A 15,718-nucleotide genomic window follows, 5' to 3' on the forward strand; every position below is an offset into this window, starting at 1 on the left:
TCACTCTCCTGTTCAGAACGTGTACTTGGCGCTCGCCGAGCACTTGCCGCTGCTGCCGCCGGTGCCCACGCCCTCCGAGCCGTCCGTGGCGACGGAGAGCTCCGCGGGGCCGAACCCGCAGGCCACCTCGCCGGTCAGGCCGGTGTCCGCACTGCCCGACGCGAGACTGGCGTCGGCGCTCACGCCGGGCGTTCCGCCGCCCACCGAGAGGTAGGGGTGAACACTGCCGTCCTCGTTGATGCTGACTCCGCCGCCCAGGCACAGCAGGTCGCAGGCCTCGATGCCGAGGTCCAGGGAGAGCAGCCCGCGCGGGTCGATGCGGTTGACGGGGTCGCCCTCGGCGTAGAGGTAGGGGTTCTTCTCCTGGCCGGAGGGGTCGGGCTGGGTGAAGCGGCCGGTGTTGGGGTCGTAGTAGCGGGCGCCGAGGTGGTAGAGGCCGGTGGGGTCCTGGTGGCCGCCGGCGAACCGGTAGGGCTGCGGGACGGCCTGGGTGGTGGTGCGGGCGACACCGCGGGGGCTGTAGGTGTAGGTGTTGGCCTTGGTGCCGCTCTCGTCGGCGAGGCCGATCACCGAACCGAGTGCGTCGGTCAGGTAGTAGTAGGCCTTGCCCCCGGTGGTCATGGAGTTCAGGGTGCCCCCGGGCTCACGGTTGAATCCGGTGTCGACACCGGCGGTGGTTTCCGCGGAGAGGCCCAACGGGCCGTTGTGGAAGGTGGTTTGGCCGAGCTTGGTGCGTTCGGACTGGTCGGTCGAGGCGTACTGGCCGGCATAGGTGGTGCCGCCCACGGCGAGGGAGGTCAGCTGGGAGTAGTCGGACCACTTCTCGGCGGTGCGGGTGCCTTCGGGGGTGGAGGCGCCGGCGGTCTCGTTGCCGGCCTTGTCGTAGGACCAGTTGGCGGTGGAGCCGTTCTTGCCGGTGATCTGCTGCGCGTCGTTCACCGTGTAGGTGGTGCCGCGGGGGCAGCCGGGGTCGACGCCCTGGGAGGTGAGGTTGCCGGCGAGGTCGTAGCAGTACTGCCAGGAGGAGTTGAGGGTGCTGCCCTTCTCCTCCTTGGCGTAGGAGAAGCGGCCCGCGACGTCGTAGGTGTACGACGTCTTCAGCCCGGCCAGCACATCCGTGGCGGTGCGGATCTTCGTGCCGTCGCTCGCGCCGCCGGTCCCGTAGCCGTAGGTGTAGGTGAGGTTGGTGAGGGTGCCCTTGGGCGAGGTGGTCTTGATGGTGGTGGGGCGGCCGGATTTGTCCACGTCCACGCTCTGGACCGTGTTGCCCGGGTAGGTGGTGCTGGTGCGGGTGTCGTTGTTGTTGTACCCGTACACGGTTTTGCGGCCCGACTGGTCCTTCAGCTCGGTCAGCCGGTTGGCCTTGTCCCAGGTGTAGTCGAGCACGCCCGACGGGTCGGTGTAGGTGTCGACGTTGCCGTTGGCCGTGTAGGCCAGGACCGTCTGCGAACCGTCCTGGAGGGTGCGGATCGTCTCGCGGGACAGCGGGTCGAACTGGTAGGTCTGGGTGCCGGTCCGGTCCGTGCGCGAGGTCAGGTTGCCGTCACCGTCGTAGACGTACGCGACGGAGTCGTAGCTGCCGGTGTCGACCTTGGTGACCCGGTCCCGGTTGTCGTAGGTGTAGAGCGTGGTGACGCCGCGGCCGTCCTTGGAGTCGGTGACCCGTCCCAGCACGTCGTAGTGGTAGGTCACCTTGCCGATCTGGGTGGGCGGTGTCACCGAGTCCAGGTTGCCCCGGGTGTCGTAGTGGAACGACGTCACCGAGTTCTGCGTGCCGCTCAACTTCGTTGTGGCCTTGCACCGTTGACCCTGAAAGCCGCCGCAGGTAGCGGTCGCCGGGTTGTAGTCGATGGTGGCCGAGCCGCCGCCGGTGCCGCTCTGCGCCACCGAGACCGTGTTCCCCGCCGTGTCGTACCCGTAGTCCGTCTTGTCGCCGTCGGCAGAAGTGGCCGAGGCCGGCACGTCCCGGCCGGCCTTCGTCGACCAGCCCGCCACCGACGAGGTGGCACCCGTGGGCAGCTTCGCGGAGGTCGGATTGCCCCGGGTGTCCCAGCCGTAGGTGGTCACATTGCCGCTGCCGGTGCCCACTCCCATCGCATCGGTCGCGGTCTGCGTCAGATGGGCCTTGTACGACTTCGAGCGCCCGTGGCCCAGCGCGTCGGTGACCTTGGTGACCTCGCCATCCGCGTTGTGCTCGTGCTTCGTCGCGTTCAGGAGCGGATCGGTGACCGTGGTGGTACCGGCGTCCGAGGGGTACGCGGCGTCGTAGGAGTAGGTGTACGTCGGGGCGTCGGTACCCGAACCCCCGAGTTCGGTGGAGCGGCGCATCGAGGTGACGCGGTCTTCCGAGTCGTAGGTGAACTCCGTCGTGCGGGACTCGGGCGTCGTCACCTTCGTCAGGCGTCCGTCCTCGTCGTAGCCGTACGACGTCGCCTTGCCCGCGGTGTCCCAGGACCGCACGAGATGACCCGCGGAGTCGATGTCGTACTTCACGCTCCGGCCGCTGTTGTCCGTGGCGGTCCACAGCGTGGCGCTCGACTTGACGAGATCGACGGTGCGCCCGGAGCGGTCCTCGGTGAGCTTGTAGCCGGCCATCCAGCCGTCGGCGTCCTTGTGCGCGGTGACCGAGATCGTGCCGTTGTTGCGGTCGGTGACCTTCGTCAGCTCACCTTGAGCGCTGTAGGTGTCCTTGGAGCCGGACTTGCGATCGGTGAGGGTGTAGGTGCCGTCGCTGTTCTTCTTGAGGTCCTTGCCGTAGCCGTCCGGCGTCTTGAGCGTGCCGTCGGCGTTCTTCGTGAAGCTGACCGTGGCCCCGGAGGAGTCGTACCAGATCACCTCGTTGGTGAACATCAGGTCCAGGTTGCGCTCGTACCCGGTCCACCACTGGGCGGAGACGCCTCCGAAGGGAGCGTCGAAGGAGTTGTAGGTCCGGGTGAGCTGGAGCGAGTCGCCGACACCGACGATGTCGAAGTCCGTGGCGGCCAGCATCATGTTGCCGGTCGAGTAGTCGATCCGCCCCACCAGAGAGTCGGTGATGCGGAAGTCGGATATCTGGTGCCACGGCACATCACCCTGCCCTCTGGGCACGTACACCTTCACCGACGGCGCCACAGCGGCACCCGGCTTCCGGCCTGCGAGACGGGACTTCTGCCCGGCCTCCCACTGGCGCCGTTCCGCGCTCGGTACCACCTTGCGCTGGTTCCGGGGCGGCTTGTTCTGGCCCACCTTCACCGCGGGCATCACCGCCCGGGCCTTGCCCTGCCCCCATACCGAGCCCTGCGCGGGAGCCGGTCCCGCGGCGAACGCTGGCAGAGCGGACGCACCCAGACCCAGCACCACGACAGAGGCGATCAGAGAGTTTCTCGCCGTGAGACGCGCATGCCGATAGGGCATGCCGAACGTACGCGAACGCACAGTCTTCCCCCCGTTAGGAAGTCAAAGCCCAGCAGCCCCAACGGCCACCGGAGGCACACACGTTCCCACAGGATCCACACAAGAACGCGGCCGCTTCCCCGAAAGCGGATCCGCATTCGCTCAGGAATCGGCCCCTCCCCTTCCTGGGAACCGCCGTCAGAGAAACGGACACCGGACGCCAATTCCTCACGGGTCGCGACCGCTTCCACCCCGCCCTTCACCACCCAGGCCAGTCACGTTGGCTGAAATGCATCCCTACCGGTCGGCACGCAAAACGCCAGGGCCGACAAGCCGCCTCCGCGCGCGGGCCGAGCCAATGCGGCGAGCGAGCCGGATGCGCGACACCCTCAACCTGTCCGGCCGACGATGCGATCCGCCGACGCCGGCGACCGCTCGCAAACATGGCCCAAAATGATTTAACGTTCAACCTAATCTGACGGCATGCTGTTCATGGCGTCGCCAACCGGCTCCCCGGCGATCGCCCCAACACCCCATCCGGACAACGGAGATGACTCGACATGACGCAGACACAGACGCAGACCCGGCCCCAGGCGCAGGCCCAGGCCCTGCCCCTCCGGCTCCATCACCACGCCTGGATCACCGACGACCAGGAAGCCAACCGGCGCTTCTACGAGGACGTGATCGGGCTTCCCCTGGTGGCCACGTGGACCGAGCGCGAGAAGATGGCAGGCGTGGAGCGCGCCTACAGTCACGCCCTCTACGGCCTGGCCGACGGCAGCGCGCTCGCCTTCTTCCAGTTCGCCGACCCCCGGGACCAGGAGGAATTCAGGACCGGCATCAACACAACTCCCCTGCGCCACATAGCCTTCAAGGTCGAGGCCGACACCCAGCAAGCCATCCGCGAGCGCATCGACGCGGCCGGCCTCCCGGAGGCGAACCCCCACCTGATCGACCACGGCTTCTGCGTCTCGCTGTACATCACGGACCCCAACGGGCTGATCCTGGAGTTCGCCGTTGACCACCCCGACGTGGCGAGGATCGACGCCGAGCAGCGCGTCACCGCACACGCCGACCTCGCTCGCTGGCTCGCCGGTGACCACACCAGTAACAACCGCTGGCGCTGACAGTTCCAGCGGGAATTCAGCGCTGACGGACCGAGTGCGCCTGAGCTCGGATATGAGCCGGGTACCACTTCGTGAATTTGACGGCCAGGACAAGCAGGATCACGGGTATGACCCAGTTGAACCAGTCCCCCATGCCCTCGGTGTGAAGGGCCACGAGGCCCAGGACCGCGGTGGCCACGAACACCGCGGTCCACACCGCTGTGATGATGCGGTTGGCCCGTCGGAAGCCCGGTGTGTTCCAGAACTCTCGTGGAGCGGACTCGCGCGCGTACTGCTCGGTGAACGGAACCGTCACCAGGGAAACCAGTGCGATCAAGGCCAGAACGCCGCTGGACAGTACCTGGGAATAGGTCTCCAGCCAGATGAGGTCGTGCCGGTCCAGGAAGCAACCGAGCAGGGCGATGACGCCGAAGAACAGAATGCCGGCCGCGTCGAGCAGCTTGACCTTCCGGTGCTGGAAGTCGGGAAGACTGAACACGACGGCCGCGACGAAGGCGGCGAACGCGCCGAGCTTCCAGGTACTGGGTCCCGCGATGACATCGAAGATGATCCACGGCGCGAAGCTCAGGACAACACCTCTGCCTCGCAGGGCGGACGGCAGTGTCCTGTCCGATGTATCCGAGCGTTCTCGCGTATCGGCCATGGAGTGCTCCCAGAGCCAGAGATGCAGAGGCTCTTACCATGCTGCGGCTTTGCGCGCACCTACGCACCTTTTACCGAACCACGTCCACTTGCACAGGCGGCCTGTTGCTCTTCGGATCCCTGCGCCGGGTTCCGACAATGCGCTGATCCTCCCTTTCGCCCGAACGAGGGACGCTAGCCGCGGTCAGAACGGGTAGCAGCGGGACATGAACGCGGCAGAGGTGTGGAGGCACCTTCTCCTGTGGAGGGGTCAGTGCAGCCGGATCAACAGGCGGGCCCAGATGAGGCCGTCCGGCAGAAGTATGACGGTGAGCGATGTGGCGATGCGTTCGACGATCATCCAGCCCCAGCCCGACGACATTCCCCATCCGAACGCTCCCGCATGCGCGTCGCGGCAGACGATCTGCATATCGAGTGCGCCTCGGTCGAGGGTGACCCGGCAGTCGGCGATCGCGGAGCTGAACTGCTGTGCGTGCGCGACGAGTTCGGAGGTGCACAGCAGTGCGTCGCACCAGACTTCTGCGCTGATGACAGAGCGGGAGTCCTCGATCGTCATCAGGCGTGCGGCACCCTCGCGGGCCTCCCGGGGACTCGACGGGACACCGCTCCAACCGTTCACGGTCCGTACCACGGACATGGCGCCCTCCCCGGTGGGATGCTCACACTTTTCCGCTGCCCCGCCCACGGCCTCCGACGCCACCCACTAGCGCTCATCACACGAACGAGTGAACCCAGCTCTCTCCGCATCGCCGAACCGAAGGCACGACAGCACGAAGGCACACCAGGTGACTACACCTCACAACATCCCGTTGGAGCCTCCTCATCCGTCGCGGGCGGCGCCAACACCATGCGTCAACCGACGCGTTCACGAAGACGGCTCGGCCGAGCTGACGGTCGTGGGAGAGATCGAGTGGACCACCACCGGCCCTCTCACCAGCGCGCTCCTCGATGGCGCCGACCACACGACCGTGACCCTGGATCTGCGCGACCTGGTCTGGGCCGACTCCTCACTCCTCCACGTGCTCATGAATGCCCAGCGTCACCTGCGCCACCGCAACACCGCGCTCATCCTGCGCGGCCCGTTGCAACCCGTCCTCGAACGCCTCTTCACCATCACCGGCACGCACAGCTACTTCACCTTCCACAACGTCACGCCGGAAGACTGAGTCGCCGCGGACGGGATGCGGCGCTCTCGACGAGCCGGCGCGGCCTGCCCGCACCGCAGCCGAGCGGAGGCTCAGGTCGTCGTGTCACGTCCTCCGGGGCGGCTCGACTGCCCGGTGTCCGCGATCGACGAGGCCGTCGTGCTGTTCGAGTGGAAGAAAGCAGTGCCGTCGGGAGGTGTGGACTCGAAATATTCCAGCGTCCCGGTGATGTCGAGAAGCCTGTCCAGATTCGGGGGACGGTCGTTCAGATGCAGGCGGGTCCCGGCTGCCGTGGTGTGCCGGTGGATCATCAGGAGGACGGACAGACCCATGGAGTCCACGGTCCCGATCTCCTGGAAGTGCAGGTGTACGTCCTTGAGGTCCGGGCGGGCGCCCAGTTGGGCGGTTACCTCGTCGAGGAGGACGTCGGCCGTCTGGTAGTCGAGATCTCCGATGATCTCTATGCGGACCGTGTTCTCGGCGTCGATGGTGACCAGGCGAAGGCCGGGAGGCAGGGTTGTCATGCGGGCGTTCCGTTGGCAGTGGAGTGGTCGGTGGTGAGGGCGTCGACGCCCCGCTGAAGGATGCGAACTGCCCGCGGGAAGTCCCTGAGTTCACGGGCGAGGAGGTTGAGGGCCGGCGGGAGGGACTGGGCGGGTACTCCTCGCGCGGTGAGGATGCGGGCCGTCCAGGTGATGAACCAGGAGAAGAGTGCTTCGTCGTCGAGGTAGAGGGCAGTGGCGAGGAACTCGACGATGTGCGCGAGGTCTTCCGCCGTGCGCTCCCGCTGCATGTCGTCGTAGGCGCGCATCGCGGGGAACTCGTCCGCCAGGGCACCGAACACCGCTCTCACAAGGCCGGCGCTGTTGCGCGCGACCATCGTGTATTCCTGGTCGGCCAGGTGCGGCAGGTCGTCCATCTGCTGGTGGTCGGCCCGAGGGCGCGGCAGCGGTCCTTCGGCGAGCCGGTCGGCAGCCCCGCGGGCGTCGGGCGCCCACGCCTGGGCGCCGAGCAGCCTGGCGTACTGGCCGTCGGGGCCGAACGCGGCTCCGCCGACCAGGACCGGAACTCCGACCGCCTGACAAGCCGTGATCGCCGCGTGTGCGGTGGGCAGCCGGGTCGCGATCGAGCTGGAGAGGGCCACCGCGTCGGCCTTCGTGGTGTGCAGGTGTGCGATGAGGTGCGGGGCGGGGACCTGGGCTCCCAGATAGTCGACCTGCCAGCCCCGCAGTTTCAGTACCTCGGCGACCAGGCGGGCGGGCAGCGCATGCCATTCGCCGTCCACGCACGCCACCGTGATGCGTCCCCGGCTGGGGGCGGTGCGCGCTGCCGGGTGCAGTGCGAGGGCTACGACGGCGCGTTCGTTGATGGAGGTCGCGGCGTGTTCCTGCGCGACGGTGATGCGGTTGGCGGCCCATTCCTCACCGACTCTGCCCTGGACCGCGGCGATGACGTCCAGCAGAACGGACTCCGGGTCGATGCCGCGGTCGAGGGCGTGCAGAACGATCTCGGTGGCCGAGTACTCGTCTCCGTCGGCCACGGCGCTCCACACTCGCTCCGCCAGTTCCGGCAGGTGAGCCCCGTCCGGCAGACGGGGCGGAGTGCTCGTGCTCATGCGGTGTACCTGCCCCGGGTGTGGCCGTTCACCGCGCTCAGGTGGTGGGTGCGCGGGGCGGAGATCGCGACGACGGCCATGTCGTCGTGACGGCGCCCGGCGAGCCACTGGGAGGCCAGCATCTGGACGTGCTCCACGATGCCCTCGGCCGGCATCCCCACGCATCCGGCCAGGGCCCGCTTGAGGCGTTCCTCACCGAACTGGCTGTCGCCCAGTGGACCGCCCCGGGCTTCGGTGATTCCGTCGGTGTAGAGGACGCAGGACTCTCCAGGTGCGAGCGTGACGGTCGCGGTGCTGGAGCGGACGTCCGGCAAGGCTCCCACCAGAGTGCCGTGGGTGTCGGCCGCCTCGACGGTGCCGTTCGCGCGGATGATCACCGGAGTCGGATGGCCCGCACTGGTCAGCCGCACGAGCACCTCGTTGCCCTCGCGGACGGCGGACGCCAGGACCAGCGTGGCGAACCGGGTGTGGTGAGAGCTCAGCAGGGCGGTGTTCAGAAGGCTCAGCATCCGCTGGTGGTCGTCGGCCAGGGGCAGCAGTGCGTGCAGGGTGTTGCGGATCTTGCCCGTGAGGACGGCGGCCTCCAGGCCCTTTCCGCACACATCGCCCAGCGTCACCAGGGACGGCTCGCCCTCGACGGTGGCGGGATGCACGTCGTAGAAGTCGCCGCCGACCCGTTCGTGGTCCGCCGAAGGCCGGTAGCTGCCGGCGAAGTCCACCCCGGAGATCTGATGCAGCGCCGGCGGCAGCAGCTCCCGCATCAGCACCTCGGTGATCTCCGTCTGCTCCGCGTGCAGGCGAGCCGCCGACATCGCCGCTCCGGAGCGGGCCGCGAAGAGCCGGGCGAAGATCTCTTCCTGTTCGGTGAACGCGCCGCTGCCCTCCTTGCGGAGCAGTACCAGCGCACCGGCCGGAACGCCGTGCCCGGGAAGTGGAGTGATCACTATCGCCCCGATGGGGCCGAAGCCTTCGGGAATCATCCATTCGGGCGCCGTCGAAGGATCGATCCAACGGGACGGCACCGGCGGGAATCCGCGCAGAGCCTCTCCGAGACCGGGGACCTCGTCGGGGTCGACTGCCTCCTGCGACGCCGAGGGAGCGCCGCCGCGCAGACAGGTCACCACCGGCAGTCGGCGGCCCCGGACCGGTGCGATGGCCAGGGCCGCGTCCGCGAGGTTCTCGGCGGCCATCTGCGCGGTCACGTCCATGCAGCGCCCCAGGTTGAGGGAGGAAAGCAGAATGCTGGACGCCTTCGCGAGGAACGCGGTCCGCTCCCGCTCCATGTGCAGGGCTTCACGGGCGAGCTGACGATCGGTGTCGTCCACCAGCCACCAGGCCACCGTGCCGTCGTCCCGCACGCTGGGGTGAGCCTCGAACCGGCGTTCCGCGATCACACCGGACAGCGGTACGCCCGACTCGTCCGCGGCCTCGTTCGCCGCGCGCGGGCCCGGCAGACGGATCGACCGGTGGGCGGCGCTCAGCCAACGCGGAACCGCGTCAGCCAGACGTGCCCCGGGCCGTGCTGCGGGGAGAAGGGCCTGCGCCGCGTCGTTGCGCTGCACCACGACGCCCGTCGGGTCGGCGACCACCACGGGATAGGGAGCACGGCTCCATGGAAAGCCCGGCTCCGTGTCCGTGGCGGTCTGCGCTTCAGTGGAGACCAAATATCGAGGACCCGCTGGGCGAATCCCTCACCTCACCAACGCGAGAGGAATCATTGTCTTCGGGCAACGATCCCGCATCCGGCATCCTCCTGGCAACCCGCTCCATCCTCTCCCCGCCACCCGCACACATGTGCAGGCGATGTACCCACCCCGAGGTCTGACTCGGTCTGACTCGACGTGTGTCCATCCCCCTGGGAACTCCACGGGGCAGTCAGGGTGCGTCTCCAGGCCCGTCGGTAGGCGCGAGATGGCATGGACAGGCATAGATTCGCCAGCGGGGGCATATTAGGTGGAGACCGTTCGGGCCCTGGCGAGACGGTGGGATCTGAAGGGGATGTACACCAGCACTGTGGGAGAGGCGGCCACATGGACCGCGCGGGATCTTCGCGTGACGATTCTGCGCGTGTGCTCGCCCGCCAAGTGTCCGAGGCCGCCGAGGCTTTGATCGTCACCTGGACCGCCGTCGCACAGGACGCGGTCCCGCGGCTCTCCACCCTTCAGCTGGAAGCTCTGCTGATCGTCCGCCGGTCCCCCGGTATCAACCTCACGGGCCTGGCCGAACGGATCAGTGCCACGCCTCCCGCGGCCAGCAGACTGTGCGACCGGCTGGAAGCGGCGGGCCTCCTCGACCGCCGTCGTACCTCGGCCAATCGTCGGGCGATCGAACTGAGGCTCACTTCGCACGGCCTGCGGATGCTGGACACGTTGTCCGAGCGTCGTATCGACGCGATCGGCCGGGTTCTTGGAGAGGTGCCCGCAGACCAGGGCGAGGCACTCCTGGCGGGCCTTCGCGCCTTCGCCGAGGCGGTCGAGACCGCGAACGCGGCCTCCGAGGCATAGACGCCCGGAAGGCCACGATCGAATGTGGTCGCGACAGCCGTTCCGGTCGATCAGTTTGCGGTCGGCTGCCGGCCTCTCCAGTCCAGACAGACGACCGTCGCGTCGGCAGGGAGTTCCGCGCCTCCGTGGTACTGCGTCAGTCCGTCCACCACGGCGCGGGCCGTTTCGTGCGTCGACGCGCTGCGGGACGCGGCAATGGTCTCGCGCAGTGCCAGCTCGCCGAAGGAGCTTCCTTCCGTGTTCTGGGACGTATGGACGCCGCTGCTCACGATGACCAGGCGGTCGCCCGCCTCCAGGGCGAACTCTTCCTCGTGGTACTCGGTGTCCTCGAACATGCCGAGCGGCAATTGGTCAGCCAGCTCGATCCGTCGCACGGTGCCCTGGCGGTGGCACAGCAGCTGCGGGGACCCCGCGTCCACGGCCCGGGCCCGCCCGGTGGCCAAGTCGATGCGCAGGAGCAGGCTGGGCGCCGACAGTCGGCCACCGTATTCGCCATAGACGGCCTGGTCCGCGAGGTAGGCCTGGTCCTCCAGTGAGATGCCGGCGCGGCGGGCGTTGCGCAGGGCGTTGACGGCCAGGTTGGTCAGGAGGGCGGCCTGGATGCCGTGGCCCTGGCCGTCGGTCACGGTGACGGTGAGCGCGTCGTCCGTGACGCTCCAGTCGAAGTTGTCGCCGCCGATGGTGTAAGCGGGCTGGAGGTGGGCTCCGAGGGTGAACTCGTCGGTTTCGAAGCCTCGTCCGGGCAGGAGCTGCCACTGCATCTCCGCTGCGAGGGTCAGCCGCCGCTGGCGGCGGGCCTGGCGGTACAGATCGGTGTCGCGGTCCGCCACGAGCAGGTTGTGTCCCAGCGCCGTGGCGAAGGCCGCGAGGTCCAGGACACCCGAGGGGCCGCGGACGGCCTGCTCGGGAAGGTCGACGGAGAGCACTCCGAGCCGGTCGCCCCGCACGGTGATCGGCAGGTGGGTCCGGACGGCACCGGGCTCGTCGGTGACTTCCACCACCGGCGCCTGCGCGGTGAAGGCGCGGCCTTCCGCGCTGCCGTTGCGGACGTCGATCGCATCGCCTGTGTGGGGCAGCCGTGTCACGGGGCGCAACTCGCTCAGACCGTAGTCCGCCAGCAGCAGCGTCACGTGACGGGCCTTGACGTGCTCGGCGAGCAGCGCGTCGGCCGTGGACGGCAGTGCCGTCGGAGGTGCCAGCCTGAGGGAGCTTTCCGCGAGGGTCAGCCAGCCTGTCGAGTGCCTGTCCACGTCCTTCTTCCCTCACTGCGTGCGCGAGTCCGCTTCGAAGCTTCACCACCTCGTCGCGCGTTCTCCCCGTGACGCTCGCATTCTTCCGCACTCCGCACGGGTGTGCACGGTCGTCAGGAATCTCATTGCGCTGCCGACGACCCGGTGCCCGAACGGCAGCGCCGATCTCCCACACTACTGCCGCGGCCGGGCACGCCGGTCATCACGATGTTGTGGGCTCCGGGTGGGGAATGCGTATGGCCAGGGCCAGGGTGTCATCGGGATGCAGCACCACGGTCCGCATGTCGGCGGCGATCGCGCTGGGGATGTCCGTCAGGGGTTCGGCCGCGTGCCGGCGGGCCGACTCGACGAGCCGAATCTCACCTTCGATGGGATTCCGGCGGCTTTCGGTCAGACCGTCGGTGTACAGCACGAGCAGGTCGCCGGGGTCGAGGTGGGCCTGCCGCACCAGCTGGCTGCCCGGCAGCGGGAAACCGACACCTCGGCCGGCGACCTCCAGATAGCAGGCGTCGCCTTCCGCTGGGAGCAGCAGCGCGGGCGGGTGGCTTCCGTTCGCGAGCTGCACATCGCCGGTGGCCGGGTCGATGCGGGCCAGGAGGACGGTGGCCATCAGCCCCGGGGCGAGCGGCATGAGCAGCTCGTGGGCGCGGGCCACGATGGAATCCAGGGGATGGCCTTCGAGGGCGAGAGTGCGTACCGCGTGGGTGACGTCGAGGGCACTGCGAGTACTGCGTACCCCGTGGCCCAGGGCGTCGACGACGGTGATGTGGAGGGTGCCGTCGGGCAGGAGGAACCAGTCGTAGAGGTCTCCCCCAGTGGGAGCGAGCGGGTCGGCGGGCTCGTAGTGAACGGCGAGTTCGAGACCCTCGACGTGCAGCGGGGCGGGCCGCAGCGCGTCTTCGAGCTCTTGGAGCATGGCGCCGTGCGCTCGGCGCAACCGCTCGTCCCGTTCTTCGAGCTGCACATAGAGGGCCAGTACGCCGCCGTTGGTTTCGGCCAGTTCCTCCTCAAGGAGCTGCTGCTGGGCCGCCAGAGCATCGGCACGGGCGAGGGCGGCCCGGAGCTCCTCCTCCACCGCTTCGGCCTCGCTCGGGGGCGGGGCGTCCGGACGGTAGTGACCGCTGGTCGGGGCCGGGTCGGCCTCGGTCAGCGGCAGGTGCCAGGACACCGAGGCGGCCGACGGCGCCGGAGCGGCGGGCAGGAGCAGGTCGGTGACGGGAAGGGGCCCCTCGGCCTCCGGCGCGGTCAAGGTGGCGACCAGGATCCGCGTACTGGTGTCCGGATCCTTCTGGACCTCAAGACTGAGGTCCACAGGTCGGCCTGCGGCGAATTCGCCGGCAGCCAGGTCACAGACGGCCAGGACGAGGCGTGAGCGCTGGCCGGCGGGCACTCCGTGATGCCGGGCGGAACGGCGGACGGCTTCGCGGAGGGCGGGCAGGGCGCGGAAGGTGCCCCTCATGCGCTGCTCCGCTGCGCTCGCCGCAACGGGGTGCGGCCGGCCGGTCCGGGCCTGCTCAAGGCGCGGCACGCAGGCTCTCCCCCGGGCCGCTCGACCGCCGTCCCAGCACTTCCCCGCCACGCCTTCGGCACTTGCCGGCGCGCCGCGGCCCTGCTGACACTCACCTGGATCCCCTTCGCTGACCTGCGTGCGGCGCCTTCGGGCACGGGCTTACCGCTCTTACCGCCCCCCACCGTAACTGTTGTCGCATAGCAAATATACTCATGGGCCAACTACGCGCCGCCGATCGAGCTGCCCACGGCCGACCGTCCACCGCTCCGGCCGGCGAGCGTCGTCGCCTTGCAGCGCCAAGGCGCCCACCCGAAGAGCCGGACGGCCGGGCGATCCCGGCGTTTCGCTACCGGGCAGGGCCACGCGCACCGCCTCGACCGGCCGACCCGCGCGCCGCGATCTCCCATCGGTGACGACCCGTCAATTGGCCATCCACAACGGGCTCTTGAGGGATGGCACACCCGGAGCGGCGACAAGCCGCAGTGGCGGCTTCGCCGTTCGTTCGCCGCGCGTACCCCGCAGCTGTCGCGCCGAGGAGGCGAACGGGGCAGGTCGGTGCGAAGGGATCGCCACGATCGCGACGACCCCGCATTTTCGGAGAGAAACACTTGTCGTTTGACAACTATGGCGTGTGGTCGCACTCTAGACCCGGCTCACGGTCGACGTGCGCACTGGACATTCTCACTGGAGGACAGACGACGGTGAACCTGTTGGCGCACCGGCCGCGAAACGGGATCAAGCGGAACCCGCCGCCTCCTCACGGACAGTACCGGCGACGCCCTGGTCGCGAAGCAACGCTGTCCGGAAGCATGCGAGACCCTGCGCGAAAGCGGCCTGTTCGGGCGGCGTCATAGAGGCGACCACCTGAGCCAGTGACTCCTCGCGTCGCGTCCTCAACTCCTTGAGGTAGCGCACTCCCTTGTTCGACAGGCGGAGCTCCACTTCTCGCCTGCTGGCCGAACTGGGAGTCCTCTCAATGAAGTCGAGCGCGTGCAGACGGTCGCACATGCGGCTTACCGATGACGCGGTTGAGCCCAGCTCCTCGCCCAGCGAGCGCTGGTTGATGCCGTCCTTACCCGCAAGGACGTACAGCACCCGCAGTTGAGATATCGAAACAGGAGCGGTCGGCGCCAGCTCTCTGCTCTGGCCCCACAGGACCTCAAGCACCTCGATGGCCTCCCGGGCTGCCAACGCAGCCGCCTGCTGGTCGGCTTCGGAGCCCGCTCCTCCAACTGTCACGGTTTTCAGCCGTCTTGGCAGTCGCTGAGCCACAACAAAGACCCTCCCGCTCCTCTGCTTTCATCTTCCCGAACAGGTGGTATTCGAACAGTGGACAGATTCACGGCTACGGAACGCGCGTTGCGCCAAGCGGCGCCGCACGCCTTGCTCCAAGCGGTACAAGGCGCTCTCACAGCGCATTACGGAGCCGCTTCCGTGGACCTGCTCATGGCCGACTACGCGATGACCCTACTGCAACCGGTCAGCAAGCCTCCCTACACCGCTGAGCCGATTCCTGTCCACAACAGTTCACCGGGGCGGGCATTCGGCGCGCAGCAGCCGTTTGCCGTGGCGGACGACAGGACCGGCCGGCTGACCGTCCATCTGCCCGTCAGTGTCCGCGGCGACCGCATCGGTGTCCTCTCCGTGGCCCTGCCGCAACAGACGTACGACGCCGCACTGGAGCGCGAACTGCGGGACATCGCCGAAGTGTTGGGTCACGAGATCGTCGTGGGCGAGCGGGACACCGACGTCTACCTGCGGACGCGACGAACCAATCGTCTGACCCTGGCCGCCGAGATGCAATGGCAGCTGTTGCCCGGCCGGTCCTGCTCCCGACCGGAGTACGACCTCGGGGCCCAGCTGGAGCCGGCTTATGCCGTCTGCGGCGACAACTTCGACTGGTCGACGTCCGACGACCACCTCACCCTCGTGGTCGCCAACGGCATGGGAGAGGGGATCGAGGCCGCCCTGCTGACCAACCTTGCCGTCAACGCGCTGCGCAACGCGCGCCGGGCCGGGCTGTCCCTGTCGGACCAGGCGTGCCTGGCCGACCAGGCCGTTTACGGCCACTACCAGGGCGACGCCTACCTCTCCACGCTGCTGCTCCGATTCGACCTCGACACGGGTCGGACGCAGATCGTGGATGCCGGCTCCCCTCGGATGTGGCGCCTGCGTCAGGGGAGGGCCGAGCAGATTCAGCTCGACGCCCAAATGCCACTCGGCATGTTCGAGGACACCCCCTATACCAGCGAGTTCCTTGACATGCAGCCTGGAGACCGCCTGGTCTTCGTCAGTGACGGCGTCAACAAGATGCCCTCCCCCGCCGGCGAGCGCCAGGGCGTGAAGGCCCTAGTGCGGGCCCTCACCAACACCCGTCTCCTGCCCGCCTCCCAGGTCCCCCATGCCCTGCTGCGAGAGCTCGCGGGACACCGCGGCCCCATCGAAGCGGACGACGACGCCATGGTCGTCTGCCTCGACTGGCACGGGCGCCAGGCAGACTAGCGACAGCCCCCACGAATTCCCCACCGGACCAAGGGGGTTGACGTGTGTTTC

13 protein-coding genes are annotated in these 15,718 nt (G+C 68.4%); 4 read left to right on the forward strand and 9 right to left on the reverse strand.

Features of this window, described 5'->3' with window-relative positions; all coding sequences use genetic code 11:
* Positions 1-12: 12 nt before the first annotated feature.
* The gene (locus tag CG740_RS19960) at positions 13-3,393 is read right to left on the reverse strand and encodes an RHS repeat-associated core domain-containing protein (protein ID WP_100576666.1); all 3,381 of its coding nucleotides are present in this window, start codon (positions 3,391-3,393) and stop codon (positions 13-15) included.
* Positions 3,394-3,932: 539 nt separating this feature from the next.
* Between CG740_RS19960 and CG740_RS19965 the strand changes: the two genes are divergently transcribed.
* Complete coding sequence (locus CG740_RS19965; protein ID WP_100576545.1) at positions 3,933-4,499, forward strand: VOC family protein; 567 nt, start codon at positions 3,933-3,935, stop codon at positions 4,497-4,499.
* Between the two features lie 16 nt (positions 4,500-4,515).
* On the opposite strand, the gene CG740_RS19970 is transcribed toward CG740_RS19965, so the two are convergent.
* A complete protein-coding gene (locus CG740_RS19970) occupies positions 4,516-5,142 on the reverse strand; it encodes a hypothetical protein (RefSeq protein WP_234376379.1) in 627 nt (208 codons plus the stop codon).
* Between the two features lie 249 nt (positions 5,143-5,391).
* On the reverse strand, positions 5,392-5,778 hold the full coding sequence (locus CG740_RS19975) for a hypothetical protein (protein WP_159030354.1): 387 nt from the start codon (positions 5,776-5,778) through the stop codon (positions 5,392-5,394).
* A gap of 259 nt (positions 5,779-6,037) precedes the next feature.
* Between CG740_RS19975 and CG740_RS19980 the strand changes: the two genes are divergently transcribed.
* A complete protein-coding gene (locus CG740_RS19980; RefSeq protein WP_234376380.1) occupies positions 6,038-6,307 on the forward strand; it encodes an STAS domain-containing protein in 270 nt (89 codons plus the stop codon).
* A gap of 71 nt (positions 6,308-6,378) precedes the next feature.
* On the opposite strand, the gene CG740_RS19985 is transcribed toward CG740_RS19980, so the two are convergent.
* From CG740_RS19985 to CG740_RS19995, 3 genes are read right to left on the reverse strand one after another with little or no spacing between them, the layout of a single operon-like run.
* Positions 6,379-6,810: an STAS domain-containing protein gene (locus CG740_RS19985; protein WP_100576547.1), complete on the reverse strand. Its 432-nt coding sequence runs from the start codon at positions 6,808-6,810 to the stop codon at positions 6,379-6,381.
* A complete protein-coding gene (locus tag CG740_RS19990) occupies positions 6,807-7,901 on the reverse strand; it encodes a cobalamin B12-binding domain-containing protein (RefSeq protein ID WP_100576548.1) in 1,095 nt (364 codons plus the stop codon). Before CG740_RS19990 ends, CG740_RS19985 begins: the two co-directional genes overlap by 4 nt.
* The gene (locus CG740_RS19995; RefSeq protein ID WP_199846517.1) at positions 7,898-9,493 is read right to left on the reverse strand and encodes a PP2C family protein-serine/threonine phosphatase; all 1,596 of its coding nucleotides are present in this window, start codon (positions 9,491-9,493) and stop codon (positions 7,898-7,900) included. Before CG740_RS19995 ends, CG740_RS19990 begins: the two co-directional genes overlap by 4 nt.
* Positions 9,494-9,970: 477 nt before the next feature.
* Here CG740_RS19995 and CG740_RS20000 point away from each other — a divergent pair, with 477 nt between their 5' ends.
* Complete coding sequence (locus CG740_RS20000; RefSeq protein WP_159030355.1) at positions 9,971-10,405, forward strand: MarR family winged helix-turn-helix transcriptional regulator; 435 nt, start codon at positions 9,971-9,973, stop codon at positions 10,403-10,405.
* A gap of 50 nt (positions 10,406-10,455) precedes the next feature.
* Here CG740_RS20000 and CG740_RS20005 read toward each other — a convergent pair whose 3' ends face one another.
* From CG740_RS20005 to CG740_RS20015, 3 genes are all read right to left on the reverse strand, one after another.
* Positions 10,456-11,655: a PP2C family protein-serine/threonine phosphatase gene (locus CG740_RS20005; protein WP_234376381.1), complete on the reverse strand. Its 1,200-nt coding sequence runs from the start codon at positions 11,653-11,655 to the stop codon at positions 10,456-10,458.
* 202 nt (positions 11,656-11,857) lie between these two features.
* Entirely contained in the window at positions 11,858-13,114 is a 1,257-nt protein-coding gene (locus CG740_RS20010) for a PP2C family protein-serine/threonine phosphatase (protein WP_100576551.1), read from the reverse strand.
* 786 nt (positions 13,115-13,900) lie between these two features.
* A complete protein-coding gene (locus CG740_RS20015) occupies positions 13,901-14,437 on the reverse strand; it encodes a MarR family winged helix-turn-helix transcriptional regulator (protein ID WP_100576552.1) in 537 nt (178 codons plus the stop codon).
* Between the two features lie 57 nt (positions 14,438-14,494).
* Here CG740_RS20015 and CG740_RS20020 point away from each other — a divergent pair, with 57 nt between their 5' ends.
* Positions 14,495-15,667, forward strand: a complete 1,173-nt coding sequence (locus CG740_RS20020) for a PP2C family protein-serine/threonine phosphatase (RefSeq protein WP_100576553.1) — start codon at positions 14,495-14,497, stop codon at positions 15,665-15,667.
* The last annotated feature ends 51 nt before the right edge of the window (positions 15,668-15,718 follow it).

Origin of the sequence: Streptomyces sp. CB01201, from assembly GCF_002803085.1 — a bacterium.
In the GTDB taxonomy this organism is placed as follows: domain Bacteria; phylum Actinomycetota; class Actinomycetes; order Streptomycetales; family Streptomycetaceae; genus Streptomyces; species Streptomyces hundungensis.